14 protein-coding genes and 1 tRNA gene are annotated in these 16,697 nt (G+C 28.5%); 8 read left to right on the forward strand and 7 right to left on the reverse strand.

What is annotated here, in order from left to right; translation table 11 throughout:
- The first annotated feature begins 34 nt into the window (after positions 1 to 34).
- From purN to GCL60_RS15610, 4 genes are all read left to right on the forward strand, one after another.
- Positions 35 to 601, forward strand: coding sequence for a phosphoribosylglycinamide formyltransferase (gene purN, locus GCL60_RS15595; protein WP_153421607.1), 567 nt, complete (start codon positions 35 to 37; stop codon positions 599 to 601).
- Positions 602 to 608: 7 nt separating this feature from the next.
- Positions 609 to 1,565, forward strand: a complete 957-nt coding sequence (gene purM, locus GCL60_RS15600; protein WP_153421608.1) for a phosphoribosylformylglycinamidine cyclo-ligase — start codon at positions 609 to 611, stop codon at positions 1,563 to 1,565.
- A 245-nt stretch (positions 1,566 to 1,810) separates the two neighbouring features.
- Complete coding sequence (locus GCL60_RS15605) at positions 1,811 to 3,148, forward strand: peptide MFS transporter (RefSeq protein ID WP_153421609.1); 1,338 nt, start codon at positions 1,811 to 1,813, stop codon at positions 3,146 to 3,148.
- A gap of 27 nt (positions 3,149 to 3,175) precedes the next feature.
- Positions 3,176 to 4,042 (forward strand): mechanosensitive ion channel family protein, encoded by an 867-nt coding sequence (locus GCL60_RS15610; protein ID WP_153421610.1) that lies wholly within the window; start codon positions 3,176 to 3,178, stop codon positions 4,040 to 4,042.
- Between the two features lie 5 nt (positions 4,043 to 4,047).
- Here the strand turns inward: GCL60_RS15610 and GCL60_RS15615 are convergent, their stop codons facing one another.
- The 3 genes from GCL60_RS15615 to GCL60_RS15625 all read right to left on the reverse strand — a co-directional run bounded on the left by GCL60_RS15615 (position 4,048) and on the right by GCL60_RS15625 (position 6,891).
- Positions 4,048 to 5,598 (reverse strand): DHA2 family efflux MFS transporter permease subunit, encoded by a 1,551-nt coding sequence (locus GCL60_RS15615; protein WP_153421611.1) that lies wholly within the window; start codon positions 5,596 to 5,598, stop codon positions 4,048 to 4,050.
- A complete protein-coding gene (locus GCL60_RS15620) occupies positions 5,598 to 6,461 on the reverse strand; it encodes an HlyD family secretion protein (RefSeq protein WP_153421612.1) in 864 nt (287 codons plus the stop codon). The genes GCL60_RS15615 and GCL60_RS15620 overlap by 1 nt, the downstream gene beginning before the upstream one ends.
- Positions 6,462 to 6,552: 91 nt before the next feature.
- The gene (locus GCL60_RS15625) at positions 6,553 to 6,891 is read right to left on the reverse strand and encodes a DMT family transporter (RefSeq protein ID WP_202614047.1); all 339 of its coding nucleotides are present in this window, start codon (positions 6,889 to 6,891) and stop codon (positions 6,553 to 6,555) included.
- Positions 6,892 to 7,154: 263 nt separating this feature from the next.
- Between GCL60_RS15625 and GCL60_RS15630 the strand changes: the two genes are divergently transcribed.
- Positions 7,155 to 8,522, forward strand: coding sequence for a PAS domain-containing protein (locus GCL60_RS15630; protein WP_153421613.1), 1,368 nt, complete (start codon positions 7,155 to 7,157; stop codon positions 8,520 to 8,522).
- 325 nt (positions 8,523 to 8,847) lie between these two features.
- Positions 8,848 to 10,074: a dicarboxylate/amino acid:cation symporter gene (locus tag GCL60_RS15635; protein ID WP_153421614.1), complete on the forward strand. Its 1,227-nt coding sequence runs from the start codon at positions 8,848 to 8,850 to the stop codon at positions 10,072 to 10,074.
- Positions 10,075 to 10,091: 17 nt separating this feature from the next.
- Here GCL60_RS15635 and GCL60_RS15640 read toward each other — a convergent pair whose 3' ends face one another.
- Positions 10,092 to 10,907: a substrate-binding periplasmic protein gene (locus tag GCL60_RS15640; protein ID WP_153421615.1), complete on the reverse strand. Its 816-nt coding sequence runs from the start codon at positions 10,905 to 10,907 to the stop codon at positions 10,092 to 10,094.
- Positions 10,908 to 11,230: 323 nt separating this feature from the next.
- Here GCL60_RS15640 and GCL60_RS15645 point away from each other — a divergent pair, with 323 nt between their 5' ends.
- Positions 11,231 to 12,529 (forward strand): hypothetical protein, encoded by a 1,299-nt coding sequence (locus GCL60_RS15645; RefSeq protein WP_153421616.1) that lies wholly within the window; start codon positions 11,231 to 11,233, stop codon positions 12,527 to 12,529.
- A 17-nt stretch (positions 12,530 to 12,546) separates the two neighbouring features.
- Here the strand turns inward: GCL60_RS15645 and GCL60_RS15650 are convergent.
- Both GCL60_RS15650 and GCL60_RS15655 read right to left on the reverse strand, forming a co-directional pair.
- Positions 12,547 to 12,636, reverse strand: a tRNA-Ser gene (locus tag GCL60_RS15650).
- Between the two features lie 41 nt (positions 12,637 to 12,677).
- A complete protein-coding gene (locus tag GCL60_RS15655; protein ID WP_161998246.1) occupies positions 12,678 to 14,624 on the reverse strand; it encodes a lytic transglycosylase domain-containing protein in 1,947 nt (648 codons plus the stop codon).
- A gap of 146 nt (positions 14,625 to 14,770) precedes the next feature.
- Between GCL60_RS15655 and GCL60_RS15660 the strand changes: the two genes are divergently transcribed.
- A complete protein-coding gene (locus GCL60_RS15660; RefSeq protein WP_161998247.1) occupies positions 14,771 to 15,703 on the forward strand; it encodes a DUF2797 domain-containing protein in 933 nt (310 codons plus the stop codon).
- A 20-nt stretch (positions 15,704 to 15,723) separates the two neighbouring features.
- On the opposite strand, the gene GCL60_RS15665 is transcribed toward GCL60_RS15660, so the two are convergent.
- Positions 15,724 to 16,578, reverse strand: coding sequence for a hypothetical protein (locus GCL60_RS15665; RefSeq protein WP_153421619.1), 855 nt, complete (start codon positions 16,576 to 16,578; stop codon positions 15,724 to 15,726).
- Positions 16,579 to 16,697: the final 119 nt, after the last annotated feature.

Below are 16,697 nucleotides of genomic sequence, written 5' to 3' on the forward strand. Positions count from 1 at the left end.
ATCATAATTAACTTTTTATTAGTGAGTTGCACAAATGATTGTTGTTTTAGCAAGTGGTTCCGGAACAAATTTTGAAGCGATTGCAAATGCTTTTCCAGATAAAGTAAAAGCATTAGTTTGTAACGTAGAAAATGCAAAAGTAATTCATAAAGCTCAATCGAAAAATATTTCAACATTTATAGTTCCACATAAAAACTATACAAATAGATCAGAACATGAAATAGCTTTATTACAAACAATTCAACATTTAAATGATATTAAAGTGATTGTGCTTGCAGGTTATATGCGTGTTTTAACTCCTACTTTTTTTGAAGAAGTTTCTAAAATAAAATCAAAACCTGTTTTAATCAATTTGCATCCAGCTCCTCTTGATTTATACAAAGGTGCTCATGCTTATGAATATGCAATTACAAATAAAGTAACAGAATGGGGACTTTCTGTTCATGAGGTTATTCCCGAATTAGATTCTGGAAAACTTTTAAACTATGTTTCCTTTCCCGTGTTCCCTTATGAATCCGAAGAACAATTAAAAGATCGAGTAAGACCTTTAGAGCATAAAATTTTAATAGAAACCCTTAATAAAATTCTTTTTTGGAGATAACATCCTTATGTCAAGCGCAACTTATGAAAAAGCAGGGGTAAGTATCCAAGCCGGAGAAACACTCGTAGAAAAAATTAAAAAGATAAATCCTACTATTGGTGGATTTGCAGGAATTTATGAATTGGACTCCGAACGTTCTTTAGTTGCCTGTACCGATGGTGTTGGTACAAAACTGGAACTTGGAATTAAAATGCAACGTTATGAAGATCTTGGTCAAGATCTTGTTGCCATGAGTGTTAATGATCTCATTGTTTGTGGAGCAAAACCTCTTTTTTTCCTCGATTATTTTGCAACTGGAAAGCTTGATGTCGATGTTGCGCACCGTGTCATCAAAGGAATTGTAAAAGCATGCCAAGACTCAGGTTGTTTGTTACTTGGTGGTGAAACGGCAGAAATGCCAGGATTTTATGATCAAAATAAATTTGATTTAGCAGGTTTTGCTGTTGGCGATGTTTTAAATAAAGATATTATTGATGGCAAAAATATTAAAGAAAATGACATCATAGTTGGACTTCCTAGTAGTGGTTTCCATTCAAATGGATATTCTTTAGTTCGTAAAATTATGACAGACAATAACGTAACATTAGAAACTCCATTTGAAGGAAAAACAATTGGAGACTATCTAACGGAACCAACTCGTCTTTATGTTAAAGATATTTTAAACCTAAAAAAACATATCGTTATTAAAGGAATGGCGCATATTACTGGTGGCGGTTTAACTAATATTAGCAGAATATTACCTGAAAATTTTGTTTTTGATATTGATAAGAAAAAGATACCCGTACCAGCAATCATTAAACATTTTCAAACAATTGGAAAAATTTCGGATGAAGAAGCTTTTACCGTTTGGAATATGGGAATGGGTTTTACTCTTATCATCGATCCTAGTCAGTTAGAAAATCTTAAAAAAATCATGCCTGATTGTTTTGAAATTGGAAAAGTAATTTCTTTAAACAAAAAGTAATTTTTAAATAATAAAATTACTTTTTAAATTTTTATCCATATCTAAAAAATACATAAATAATGTTTTTATTTTAAATTCAAAAAAATCAAAAATTAAAATTATTTTTATTTAATATTAAATAAATACGATATAAATTGATTTATTTTAAAAAAAAAGTTGTCAAATTATTTTTTACCCTTTAAATTTAAGAGCAAGAAATTTATTTAGAAGAATACCGTTGTATCTTTTACACGAAAGAATTAAATATGACCACAAAAACAAAACAACCTAAGGGTATGTACATTCTAGCATTTACCGAAATTTTCGAAAGATTTAGTTATTATACTTTATCTTTTCTATTGGTTTTATATGCATCAGCTCCTCTTTATGGTGGTGGTTTAGGTTGGAGTAACGAAAAAGCATTGGGTTTAGTAGGAATATATACAATGACGGCCTACACTCTTCCTATATTAGGATCATTTATAGCAGATAGATTTATTGGAAAAGGAAAGTCTGTTATTTTAGGTGGCTGTATTATTATTCTAGGCCATTTTTTCATGCTTTTCTCAAAAAATGAGAGTATTTTTTATTTAGCATTATTTTGTGTTGCCTTAGGAACAAGTTTTTTTAAACCTTGTATGCCATCACTCTTAGGTGATTTATATAAAGCAAATGATACAAGAAGAGAGTCTGGATTTAGCTGGTACTATTTTGGAATCAATATTGGAGCCATGATAGCTGGTGTAAGCAGCGGTTTATTAACTCAAAAGTTTGGTTATCAAGTTGCCTTATCTTCCGCTGGTGTTGGAATGGTAATTGGTATGGTTGTTTTTATTTTAGGAAAAAAACATCTTGTCCTTGAATTTGATAGAAAATCTAAAAAAGTTGTCGATCCAAATAAAAAGCCAATCTCAAAAGTTCAAATGAAAGCTCTCTATTCATTAATTATTGCATTTGTATTTTTTGCCCTTTGGACAACAGTATATAATATTGCTATTTCAGGAACTCTTACATTATATATTGAAAAATTTACAAATAAGACTGTATTTAATGTAGATATTCCTACAACATTTTTTATGTCTTTAGAAAGTTTAACAATTATATTATTTACACCTATTATTACTTTTGTTTTAACTAAATTAGCGACAAAAAACAAATACCCACATTTTTTTACTCAAATGAATTTAGCAGTATTTATTGCAGCAGCATCTGTATTTTATTTTACTTATTTAGCACATATTGGACATGGAATAGAAGAAGGGGTAAAACCATTTCAATATTATCAATTCATATTATTTATTGTTTTATTATCAATAAGTGAAACAATTATTTCACCAGTTATGATGTCTGCTATTAGTATTATGGCTCCGCTTAAATATAAGTCATTATTTCAAGCCTTTTATTTAGCAACATTTGGCTTAACAGGTTTGCTTGCTGCAAAAATAGGAGCTCTTTCATTGAAATCTCCATTTGAAACTTTTTTAATTGTGAGTATTGTCATTTTGGTGGGTGCTATTGTTTATTATTTTGTGAAACCCAAAATGATAAAAACAGCCAATGAAGCTGCAAAAGAGCAATTAAAGCAGCAAGGAAGTTTAAAATAGCAAATTTTTGCTATTAAGGTTTACCGCATGAATTCGATTACTCTCGATGATTATTATCTTCAACATATTGTAACTAGTCTTATATTTTTCTTTGTTCTTATTGCCATCCGATTTTTACTTGTGAAACAAGTTTCTCATTTAAAAATATCTCCCGCAGAAACGAAGAGAAGTATTATTGTTAAAATAAATAATATTTTTATTATAATTATTTTTTTATCTTTCATAACAATATGGTCAGACGAAATTAAAACAATGGCCATATCCTTTGTAGCAATTGCTGCGGCCATTGCTATTGCTACAAAAGAATTTATTTTGTGTTTTATTGGAGGATTATATAAATGGCTTTCAAAACCCTTCTCTGTAGGAGACCGAATTGAAGTTTCTACTTTTCGGGGAGAAGTTGTCGATTTCAAATTTTTAAGCACTACATTAATTGAGATTGGTCCAGGTAAAGAACATTCACAATATACAGGACGAGTTTTAGTTATTCCAAATAGTATTTATTTAACAAGTACAATTGCTAAAGAAAGCCATACTGAAAGTTTTACCTTACATTCTTTTATCGTTCCCATCTCTAATAATGAAGATTGGAGTACCAGTGAAAGAAATTTATTAATTGCCTCAAAAGAGGCATGCGACTCTTATTTTGAAGAGGCAAAAAACTTTTACGCAAGTGAAAAGCATTTTTTTGTTTTAGGGCCAGTTAATATTGAACCACGAGTACAATTATCAATTGTGAATCCAAATCAAATCAATTTGATCGTTCGACTTCCCTGCCCCTCATTACAAACAAATCAAATTCAACAAAATATCATTCGTTATTATTTAGAACTACAAAGTTTTTCCAAAAAAAATCCAATTCAAACAGAAAGACCTGGCGTTACTGTTACTTAAAGCTTTCAATGGGAATCTGAAACATTTTGAACTTTTTTCTTTAATTTGATAAATAAAATAGGAATAAAAGAGATCGAAAAAATAACCATCATGATACCTACTAACTGCAAAAAACTTAAAACAAAGGCTTGATTTTGAATACGATTGTATAAACTTGCAATTGCTGCTGAAGAAGTATTAGCTAAACCGATATCTTTTATAAAAGTATTTGAAAAATTCATAACTGTGGAGTTAAAACTATTCATTGCATTTTGATTTAAATTTGTTACGTGTGAAATTAATTGATTATAATTGTAATTTGTATTTCTTGCTAATAAGGTACCTATTAAAGCGATTCCAATACTTCCACCAATTTGTCGAAATAAATTGAGGAGTCCTGCAACTTGGCCAAGTTCAAAACCAGAAAACTGGCTTAAAATAGTTGAGTTTATAGGAATAAATAAAAATGCTAAAGCGACCCCTCTCGCAAAAAGCATATATAATATATCGCGCTCCGAAGTTAAAGAAGAAAAAAATGTCATCATATATAAACAAATTTCAACAGTAAATAATCCAATAAAGATCAAAATTCTTGGATCTCGAATTGTTTGTACTTGTTTTCCAATAAAAGGCATAAATAATGCAGTCAATAATGATCCTGGAATAAATATTTCGCCAATTTGAACTGCATTATAATTAAATGTTCGAGTTAAAAAGACCGGCAAAATAAATACAATTCCATATAAAAAAAAGCCAAGACAGCTCATTAATATAATACCGCTGACTACAATTGGTTCTTTAAATAATCTTAAATTTATAATAGGAAATTTTACTCGCAATTCCCACCAAACAAAGGTAACTAAACTAATAAATGAAATGATACAAGCTGAAGTAATTAATTTAGATTCAAACCAATCATCTGCTTGACCTCTCTCTAATAAAAATTGCAAACAGCCAACTCCAAGAACGAGCAAAATCAAACCAAAAACATCTAAATCTGTTTTATTTTTAACTCCATTTGTTCTATCTTGAATGCAAATAACACCTAGAAATAAAGTTAATATTCCTATTGGTAAATTAATATTAAAAATAGATCTCCATCCATAATTATCAGTTAAATACCCACCAAGAACAGGTCCTAAAGTTGGTCCAACCATAACACTCATTCCAAATATGGCTCCTGCTATGCCTGCCTTTTCTTTTGGAAATTGTTCATATATTAAAGCTTGTGAAGTTGGTAATAAAGCTCCACCAGCTAATCCTTGTAATATTCTAAAAATAATTAATGAAATTAAGTTAGGAGCCAATCCACACGCAACCGAAGTTATTGTGAAAATACTTATACAACCTAAATAATAATTTCTTCTTCCAATACGTTCCCCAAGCCATGCTGATAGAGGTAACACAATCGCATTTGCTACAGTATATCCAGTAATAACCATACTAACATCTTCTAAAGTAGCACCTAAATTTCCCATCATGGTTGGAATAGCAACATTTACAATTGAGGTATCAATTATTTCTAAAAGAGAGGCAAGAACTGCAACAAAAATAATCAATCGAGATGTTAAAGTCATTATTTCATCCGGTTTTTCTTTATTTTAATAAAAGCAGATAAACCATTTTTTAACATTTCAATATCTTGCTCTGATAACTTTTCAAAATGGATTCTAACAGGTACACGTTGAACAACTTTAGTAAAATTTCCTGTTGCGTTATCGGGGGGTAACAAAGTAAAAGTTGCGCCTGTAGAAGAACTTTGTGCATAAACAAAGCCTTTATAAGTTTTATTAGAATAGGCATCTACTTCTATTTGAACAGATTCTCCATTTTTAATGTACTCAATTTCTGTTTCTTTAAAATTTGCTGTAATCCATCTTTCTTCTGTATCTACAAAACCTATTAAAGAAACACCTATAGAAGCAAGTTGACCCACTTCTGCAGATGTTTTTGATATAATTCCATTCATTGGTGCTTTTATTTTTGTATACTCTAATTGTAATTCTGCTTCAGCCAACTGAGCTTCTAAACTTTCTTTTTGAGCTTTTAAATCGGTTAAATTAGCAAGACTAGAATCATATTGCTGAGGAGTTGCAGCGCCAATTTTAAATAATTTTTCTGTTCTCTTAAAATTATTATCAGAATCTGTTAATTTAGCAGTTAGAGAAATTAAATTATATTTGACTTGTTTTAATGAATTTAAATAATCACGATTGTCAATTTCAATTAAAACATCCCCTTTTTTTACTTTTTTACCTTGAACTGCATTTACTTTAGAAATAAATCCTGAAACTTTCGGAGCTAATAAAAAAGCATGTCCTTCAATTTGAGCATTATCTGTAGAGATATATACTACATTTTGATAAATAAAATATGAAATAATAGTTAGTGTTGTAATTCCAACAATAGAAAGGAGTATTTTTTTTATGGGAATGGGCATTTTAACCTACCTGAAGAATATTCAGGGTTATAATACCATAATTTAGTTTTATAAAATTTCAATTCAAAAAATTGACTATATTTATAAATATTTAACCATTTTTTAACAATATATTAGATAACTTCATTAGAATAACACCGAATATAATGAAGATTAGCCCAATAATTTTATAAAAATCAAAATTTTCCTTAAAATAATAATAGCTTACTAATGAAATTAATATTGTTCCAAAGCCAGACCAAGCAGCGTAAACAAAACTCAAAGGGAGCTGTTTTGTACTTAATGACATACAATAAAAAGCAATTGCGTAACCTACAACAACAAAAATACTAGGCCATAGTTTAGTAAAACCGTCAGACATTTTTAACGATGTTGTTGCAAAAACTTCAAAAATAATAGAAATAAGTAAATAGATAATTGCTTTTATCATTCATTTTCCTTTTTTCATATTTTTAAATTATACTTTAATTTAAAAATATCTAAAATATTTGTTGTTATTTTATCACAAATTATTTTTATTTTAATAAATTATAGTGACTTATAACAAATTCATTTACCAAACGAATTTATTATTATAATTAATAAATTCAGTCTTCTAAGTTATATAGTACAAATTTGACATTACAATAAAATTTTATTCGCTGCATAATTTCAATTACATAACCGATAAAAAAAGATGAGAGCAAAATTATAATGAAAAACAAAATTGAGCCCATTAATCAAGAAGTCGAATTCGGTTTTGAAGAAATTTTCTTTTCATTAACTGATAAAAAAGGTATTATTGTCGATGGCAATAATGTTTTTATAAGAGTCAGTGGATACCAAAAAGAAGAATTAATTTCGAAACCGCATAATATTATTCGACACCCAGATATGCCTAAATGTGTATTCGAATTATTATGGAAAAAAATACAAGCAGACCAACCTATCGTTGCATATGTCAAAAATATGAATGTAGAAGGAAAATTCTACTGGGTCCTATCTACGGTTATACCAATTAAAGATGGATATTTGTCCATTAGAATAAAACCTCAATCACCTTTTTTGAATGTTGTAAAAGAACTCTACCCCCTTCTATTAGAAAAAGAAAAAAAAGAAGGAATGAAAGCAGCTTACGCCCTTTTAATGGAAAAACTTTTAGAACACAATTTTGAAACCTATGAGTCTTTTATGGTTCGTGCTTTATCAAATGAAATACTTACTAATAGAAAATTAATTCAATTTGCCCCATTAAATATAGAAGGTTTAGGCATAAAAAACCCTATATATAAAGAAATTTCAAGAAGTTTTGGCAAAAATTCAAAACAATTTAATGTTGTTCTAGATAAAATCAAATCCATTATCGAATTTGCACCCAACTTAAAAAGCAAAACCGATTCTATTTTATTATCTTGCAATAAATTAGACTATATCTCATTAAATATGTCTATAAACTCAGGAAATTTAGGCCAAGAAACGGCTTCTGTATCCATTATTTCTCGTGAATTTCAATCTATGGTTTCCATCATTAGAGGTCTCGTAAAAAAATTTCAAGACAACTCTATTAAATTAAGAAGTGAAATCGAAATAATTGAATTTGAATCTATGTATTCTTTTTTGCAAATTAAAACAATTGAATTGTTTTTTAATGAATTTTTTAATATGGAAAAAGATAATGATGGAGAACCGACAGAAAATTCAGAATCATCAAGAAAAAATTTAAGAATATTATTTGCACAATTGATACAATCCATTAATTTAAATGCAATTAAAGCACTAGAAAAATCAAGTTCTTCTTGCAAGGGACTTTTAGATATTTCTAATTTATTAAAAGGAAAAATATTTAGTCTTGAAATTACTAAAGACCTTTCAAAGATAGAAATATCTCGAAATAAAAGAATTGAAGGTTATTTCGACAATCAAATTCAAGATATTCAAAATTTTATTTCAGGAAATAAAGATAATATTGGCAATATTCAAGAAATGACTTCAGCCGCGGCAAACGAAATTAAAAATATTATTGATAGCATGAAACAAATTAATAATTATATCAGTTCGGTTAATAAAAAATTACAAAATTAATCCAATTTGATAAATTATTTTCCTGAATTCCACATAAATATCTAAAATTACTAATTAAATTAATTTTTTTCTTTTCCTTCAGCCATTATTCTTCTTTTTTTATTTGACATTGAGACTTAATATGATATCCTGCACCTCCGTTTGGTATAAAGCCAAATCTATTTATTTGGTAAATGTTTATGAAACAAATTACAAACTATTCTTATTTTTCCAAAAAATTGTATTCCTATACAAACACAACATATTGTTGTTGCTAATTTATTTTTTCTTATTTTAATACAAAAAAAATTAAATAATTTTAAATTTCTCCTTTAAAGGAAAAAATATGTGCGCTACAGGAAATCATCATCATAAAAAAATTTCAAAAACACCTCTCATTTATTTCATCATGATTATTTTAGGTGTTTCTTTTGGATTATCTGACATATCATATCTTCAAAATTTTGGAGTTTTTATATCTGATATATTTATAAAATTATTTAAATTCATAAGTTTACCAATTATTGCTTTATCCCTTATTGTTACCTTAGCAAATTATAAAACAGAATTTTCAGCTCAAAAAATATGGCAAAGAACATTATTATATACCTTAAGCACTACAATTATTGCAGCTGCTGTAAGCTGTATTTTTTATTTAGTTATAAAACCATCTAATATTCAAAATATAGCCGCAAAAGAATTTATTACAAAAAATTCCGAAACTACTTATTTAAACCATGTTTTAAATATCATCCCCTCAAGTATTTTTTCACCATTTATTGAACATCAAGTTATGGCCGTGTTACTTTTAGGCATTGGTATTGGAATTGCGATTCGCCTTATTCCCGAAGCAAATTCAAAGCAAACAATCCTTCATTTTTTTCAAGGATTACATGGTATTTTTTTAATCATAACTCAGTGGATTATAAAAATTATTCCCATTGGACTGTTTGGATTTATAACAGTTACAGCCATGGAATTAAAAAATGGAATGGAATTTAAAGGAATTGGTGAATATATAGCCGTTATTGTTCTTGCAAATTTATTTCAAGGTTTTGTCATTCTACCTTTATGGTTAAAAATGAATGGAATTAAACCATACAAAACGATGAAAGGAATGTTTCCCGCTTTATCGCTCGCTTTTTTTACGAAATCTTCTGCCGGAACTTTGCCTGTGACAATTGAAACAGCAGAAAAAAATATCAATATCAATCCTAAAATTAGCCGATTTGTTTTACCCTTATGCACAAGCATTAATATGAATGGGTGTGCCGCTTTTATATTTGCAACCGTAATATTTTTAATGCAAAATCATGGAATTGAAATTAATTTATCCACAATGGTATTATGGATTTTTATTTCAACTATTGCTGCAGTAGGAAATGCGGGCGTCCCTATGGGGTGTTTCTTCTTAAGTGCAAGTTTACTCGCCAGCATGAATGTTCCTATTGTATTATTAGGTATTATTTTACCTTTTTATAGTATAATTGATATGATCGAAACCTCATTAAATGTATGGTCGGATTCTTGTGTAGCAAAAGTAGTAGATAAGAAAACAGAATTTAGTATTTAAAGTCCTTAATAAATAATTTAATCGAGGACTTTAAATTTAATTATTTCCTCTTCAGTTAAGTATTTTTTAATATATTTTTTTATGAGTCCATTTTTTTTCAAATTATCAATAATTTCTTCAAATTTTTTAAAATTTTCATTATTAAATGTTTTTTTGGATAAAAAAATTCCCGATTTGAATTTTTCGTCATCCAATGCCCAATCAAGTATTTCAAAATTACCTTGAAGTTCCTTGATTTCAGACATATATTTTTTTATTACAAATATATTCCCAAAAATACCTTGAACTCTATTATTTGCTAACTTTAAATAAATATTTGTTTGTTCTGAAGATTCTTGAACCCTATTTTCTTTCCTTAATTTTTCAATAAAATCTTCAATATTTTTTGAACCATGGTATGTACCTCTGACAATTCCAACTTCTAATTTTTTATTTTTAATAAAGTCTTCAATGGTATTTACTTTCATATTTTTTCGAATAAGTATAAAATTTTTTTTATTCCACATTTTAATTATATATGAATAGCTTTCTCTTTCACTAGACATAAAACCCGAAGCAGAAATATCAATTCTTCCTGATTTTAACTCTATCCAACTTCTTGCTCTTGGCATTAATATAAAATTGAATTTACAATTTGTTTTTTTAGAAATTTCATTTAATACATCTACAATAATTCCAGATTTATTTTCTGTAATGTATAAAAAACCATTTTCATAAACAGCAACTGATAATGGTTTATTGCAAAATGAATAATTCATTATTTCTTTAGCAAATAATAAGCTATTTGGAATTAAAATAAAAATATATAATATAAATTTAATCAATGTATTCATTTTACTACCCTAAAAAATAGAAAATATTTTGTCAAAAAAATCACATTAACCAATATTTTGGCGTAGCCAAAAATAAATAGAAAATTAACTTAAATATATATTATTTTATAATAACTATAACAAATATTAATCATTAATTTCTAGAATTCCTGATTCAAACATTTTAACAAAAAGCAAGAAATAAATTTAAATATTTATAATTAATAACAAATAGTAAAATAAAGTCAAAATATTGATATATTAAATTTTTTAAAAAAGAAATATTTGCTACTTTAAAACCTTAGAAAATTATAAAATGTACCTTTTCTTTGAAAGGAAAAAATATGCTAAATACAAGTATAGACACATCAACTATTCCACAAAATATAATTAATTTAACTCCAAAAACATTATCTTTAGTTCCACCTCTTTCGGAATTTATTTCTGAAAACCCAATGGGAAAATATAATAATAGTACTTTTTGTTTATTTTCGAAAGAATGGCTAAATTTACAATTATTTAATTCAAGAGTTTTAATGCTTCCTATTGCAAAAGAATCTTTTACGGATCTATATGGCGAATTTAAAGAAGAATACAAATCAGAAATAGAAGATGTTATAAAATGCATGAAAGAAATAAGAGATCTTTCCAACATATTTGGAAATCCAAATGTATTAGTTGCACAAATTTCAAAAAATCCAGACATTCTATTTACGGATAAAGTTCCAACTGAAATTTACACTCATATTGTTTGGTTTGCTGGAAAAGTTTATAGAGTGGCAAACAGCTTTACACAAACATATACTTATCTTCAAAAAGAATATGATAGATTTCTTTCTGCTACTTCAGATAGTGAAAAAACATACATAGCGAAACGTTTAACTCTTGAAATTAAGGAGTTTATGTCGGGCCCTGGTGGACTCATAGAAAAAGCAAAAAGCATGCTTAAATTAACAAGCGACTTAATTAAAAGACTCGCTGAATTTGATATTGTTATGACCGAAAAAAATGAAAGATTAATTGCTTATTCAAATAGCTCTTCTCAATTTCTTGAAGAAGCAAGAAATGAATATAATGATGACATTGAAAGAATTAAAGTCCTTGGTCAGGCAGCAGCAGCAGCTCATAAAGAATGGGAAGACTATACGATTGCAGCTACAACTACATCTGTTGGACTTCTTATCCTAACCTTAGGAATTGCTCTGCCAATATCAGCAATTCTTGGAGGCACTTTAGGAGCAAAAGCTGCCGAAGCATTAAAGATGTATGATAAATATGTAGCTGATCAACAAAATACCCAAGTGGATGCCGCTAAAAAAGCACGTCTTATTTCTGATTTAGAATATTTTAATCTTGTGGAAAACGATACAAAAAATGCGTGCAGTAGATTCGTAGTTCAACTTAAAAAAGTAGAAGGAGCTTGGCTTCAAATTTATGGTGATCTTAAACACATTGCAGAAAGCACAGATTATCAACCAGAAAACTTAGACCAAATTAGTATTATGTTCCAAAATTTATTATTAACAGAAGCTTATAACGACTGGCAATCTATCAAAGAAAAGGCAAGTGAATATACTCAAAATTCATTAATTAACTTTTTACCACCTGTAAAACTAGGAAGTCCTATTCCACAAAATGCTTAATACTTAAGTTATATAAATGGCGGAGAGCGAGGGATTCGAACCCTCGGTACCCTTGCGAGCACGCCTGATTTCGAATCAGGTACATTCAACCACTCTGCCAGCTCTCCAGAATAGGTTTTTGTTGTGTAGCATACTTTGATCGAAGAAATCAATTCAAAGACTGTTTTTGCTTTTTTCTAGTTCCTGAAGTAGCTACTTTTTTAGAAGAGGCAGATTTTTTTCGCAAAGCAGATGAAGTCGTTTGTTTTTTTGCTTTGGTAAATGCTTTTGATTTAGATGAATTTTGAGCTACTTTTATATGACTACTTTTTGAAGATACATGATGAATAGATTGATTATTTTTTGCAGACATTTTTTTGCTAAATTTTTTAGATGAAAATTTGTTGCTCGTAAAACGATCATACTGTCCTGTTCCTAAAGAAATAGGAATATAAACCAATTGCCCTTTTCTTAAATGAGAATTCATTTTAAGTTTTGAATTTGCGTGAAGAACAGATGCTGCATTAATACGATAACGAGCAGCAAATGCAGCAAGGGTTTCTCTACGATTAATTCGAGCTGTAACAATATATTTATTTGATGCTTCTGGAAGAGAGTTCATCGCCATTAAAGCATTTTCATATTTACTTGCAGGAACTTCTAAGTCAAAATGACCTTCTGAAGTAGCATGTGGTGGAGGCGTAATTCCTAAACGTAGTTCTGGATTTAAAGACTCTAAAACATTTTTATCTACATTCAAACTTTTTGCTAAATCAGCCAATGAAATAGAACGTTTTACCGGAATTGTTTTTGATGCCGCAGGTGTTGGCGCATCGGTGGTATCAAAACCAAATTTCTCAGGATTTTTAGAAATTATCATAGCCGCAATTAGTTTTGGAACATAGTCAGCTGTTTCTTTATTCACAACTCCCATAGAGGTTAATTGGAAAAAAGAAGAGTCCGTTCCATAATTTTTAAGAGTTCTGCTAACAAGACCAGGACCACCGTTATAACTTGCCGCTGCTAAATGCCAGCTTCCAAATTTGCTGTAAAGTTTTGACAAATAATTTGCAGCCGCCTTCGTTGATTTTTTAAGATCACGGCGTTCATCTAAATAATCATTAATAATTAATCCGTTTTCTCGAGCGGTTGCAGGCATGAATTGCCATAAGCCTACGGCACCAACATAACTCAATGCTTTTGAGCTATAACCAGATTCGATCATGGATAAATAAATTAAATCCGTTGGCAAACCATTTTGCTTTAATATTTCTTCCATTTGTGGAATGAGAGCATTACCCCTTCTCATCCAAAGAACAAAACTTTTTCTTCCGCTATTTCTAAAATAACTTATCCATTGTAAAACTTGATTATTAATAACGACGGGAAAATCAAATCCAGTTTTTTCAATAGATGGATAAACAACACGTATAAATTCATTTGTTCGAGCTTGAACCAATGCTTTATTTTTTGCTGCTTGGGTTTTGTATTCATTTCCATTTGAAGCAAGCCATTGTTGATCAAATTGTGTCTTCCAAGATTCATAATAAACATTGTCTTCGCATAATAAAATACTATCATTTGGATGAACGGAAGAAACCATTTTTGAATTTGAATCAAATTCATCTGGAGACTCAGCAACTAAAGCATTATCTGAAGAATTAAAAACAAGATTTTCGCCATCTTCTACATCATCGGGAAGTAAAGCGGTATCGTTCATTTTTAATTCAAGATCATTTTCAGATTTTGTCTTTTCAGAGGGAGCATAAGCTACGACTTTTTTTATATTGTTTGGTTTCGAAGCTTTTACCGTTTTAGATTCAACTTTTAATTCTTTTTTAGGATTTACAGTTTTGATATTATTCTTTTTTAGACTTGAATCTTCATTTTCATCTAATTTTACAATTTCTGAAGTTCCTGTATTTTCTTTACTTGAAATTGCAGAAGGTTCAGATGATAAAAAAAGTTCTGAAGACTTAGGATTCATGCTACTTTGGCAGCTTACAATTAAGGGTGAAAGAAAAAGGGGAAAAAGCAAATTTTTAATGATTTGTTTTTTATTTAAGCTTTTCAAATTTGGTTTTTCACCTAAGTGATTGATTTTCTTAATATTCACCTTCATGGCTCCGTTTCATGACAGATACTCTTAAACAGTTATCGGCATGACTGCTCTTCAGTTTATATGTTACAAAATTTGAATTGGTGTTGATATCAACACTTTCTTACCTTCATGTTTAGTCTTTGACGAAAAGGGTGTCAATCTTGAATTATCTAATCCAAAAGAAGAATTTGCCTATTTCAAAACTGTTTACAAATTTTGATACTAGTTTGATAAAACTTTCAGCAAACACTTTAGAAGACATTCAAAACTTAAAAGAAAAAATAATTTCAATTCAAGTAAAATACAATTTAGATGAAAAAGAAGCTTTAAAAACAGGATTAAAAATAAAAATTAAACATTCAGGATTATTTCAATGCACATCTTGCAAAAAAAATATAAAAAAACTTTTTGAAGGATTCTGTTTTCCCTGTTTTAAGAAAAAAGCATCTGCAGATAGATGTATTATGAGCCCTAATTTATGTCATTATAATTTAGGAACATGCCGTGAACCTTTATGGGGTGAAGAGTATTGTTATCAACCTCATTATGTTTATTTATCTTATACAGACAAATTTAAAGTAGGAATAACAAGGCAAACTCAAATTCCAACAAGATGGATTGATCAAGGCGCAAGCTCAGCAGCTCTTTTAGCTAAAGTAACATCAAGACACCAGGCAGGAATTATTGAACATAATTTAAAAGAAATTTTACATGATAAAAGCCATTGGTTAAACATGTTAAAAAATGGAAATAAAAGACCTTCTTTAGAGGAATTTCAAGATAAAATATCCTTCATATTTAATTGGATAAAACAGAATGAAATTTTTCAAAATAAAGAAATTATTGTTGATACACCAGCACATTTAAAATTAAGTGATCAAATTGAATATTTTCATTCACCAGTCATAGTGAATTTAAATTATGATATACCCAGTGAAGTTTTAAAATTTAAGTCTATAAATCTTGATAAATCAAGTGAAATAGAAGGAATCATAACTGGGATAAAAGGACAATATATTTTTTTAGGCGAAAATGTTTTTAACATGCGAAGACATGAAGGATATATTGTCGATTTAGATTTAGAAGAAATTTAAATAATAAGGAGGATTCCTTATTATTTAAATGATCCTCGAACATGAATACCATGTTCTCTAAAAGTATTTTTACAATCGTTTCCTGATAAATCACATTTCGTAATTTCTGTTTTTACCCTCATAGGTTTTTCATCATTGAAATTCCCTTCCAAAAATTGCCTTCTTGTATAAAATCCAGTATCCGTAAAAAATAAATCATCTGTATAAAATTTAAATGGTTTTGTTATAGATACGATTTTATCATTTTTAAAGTGATATAATTTACCAACACGACTTACAGCATAGCCTTCAAAATTATCATTAAAAGAAATTGAAGTAATAGAATCGTTAATTTCTCCTATTACTTTACAATTCCATGCAAACTCAGAACATCTTTTAATGAAAGAAGTATACATTCCATTGTTTTCATCTTTTACTTCTGCAAAATATGTTGATTTACCAGTATAGGAAACATAAATTATTTTTCTATCCGCTTTTGTTATTGTTTTTACAAAGACATTATTTTCATAATAGTCAATGTTTAAATCTTTTTTTGCAACAAAACCTTTGCCATTATCTTGAAAAGAAATACCTACAATATCTGCACTTGTATCTGGAGTCGTAATAGGAACACATTTTAATGTTTCCATGCTACATGCATGCAAAGAATATTTATTATCTTCTGGAATATATTTTGAAAGATAAAAATTATTGCCAGTATAGTTTATTAAAGTTGTTGTGCTGACTAAAGACATTAAAGTTTTAACATATTTATCATTTTCATAATAATCTAAGTTTGTATCATCTTTTAAAATAATCCCTTTAGAAGCATGAGAAAAATTTGAAACTTGTGAAACAACTAAAAGTGTGAAAATTGATTTAAGAACACTTTTCATAACATTATCCCTTCCTATTTATTTTTGAAGCATTATAAAATATTTTTTAAAATTTAACATTAAAATTGTACATACTTTTGACATTAAAAATAAATATTATTTTATATATTCTTCTTACT

It is taken from the genome of Silvanigrella paludirubra, assembly GCF_009208775.1.
GTDB lineage: Bacteria > Bdellovibrionota_B > Oligoflexia > Silvanigrellales > Silvanigrellaceae > Silvanigrella > Silvanigrella paludirubra.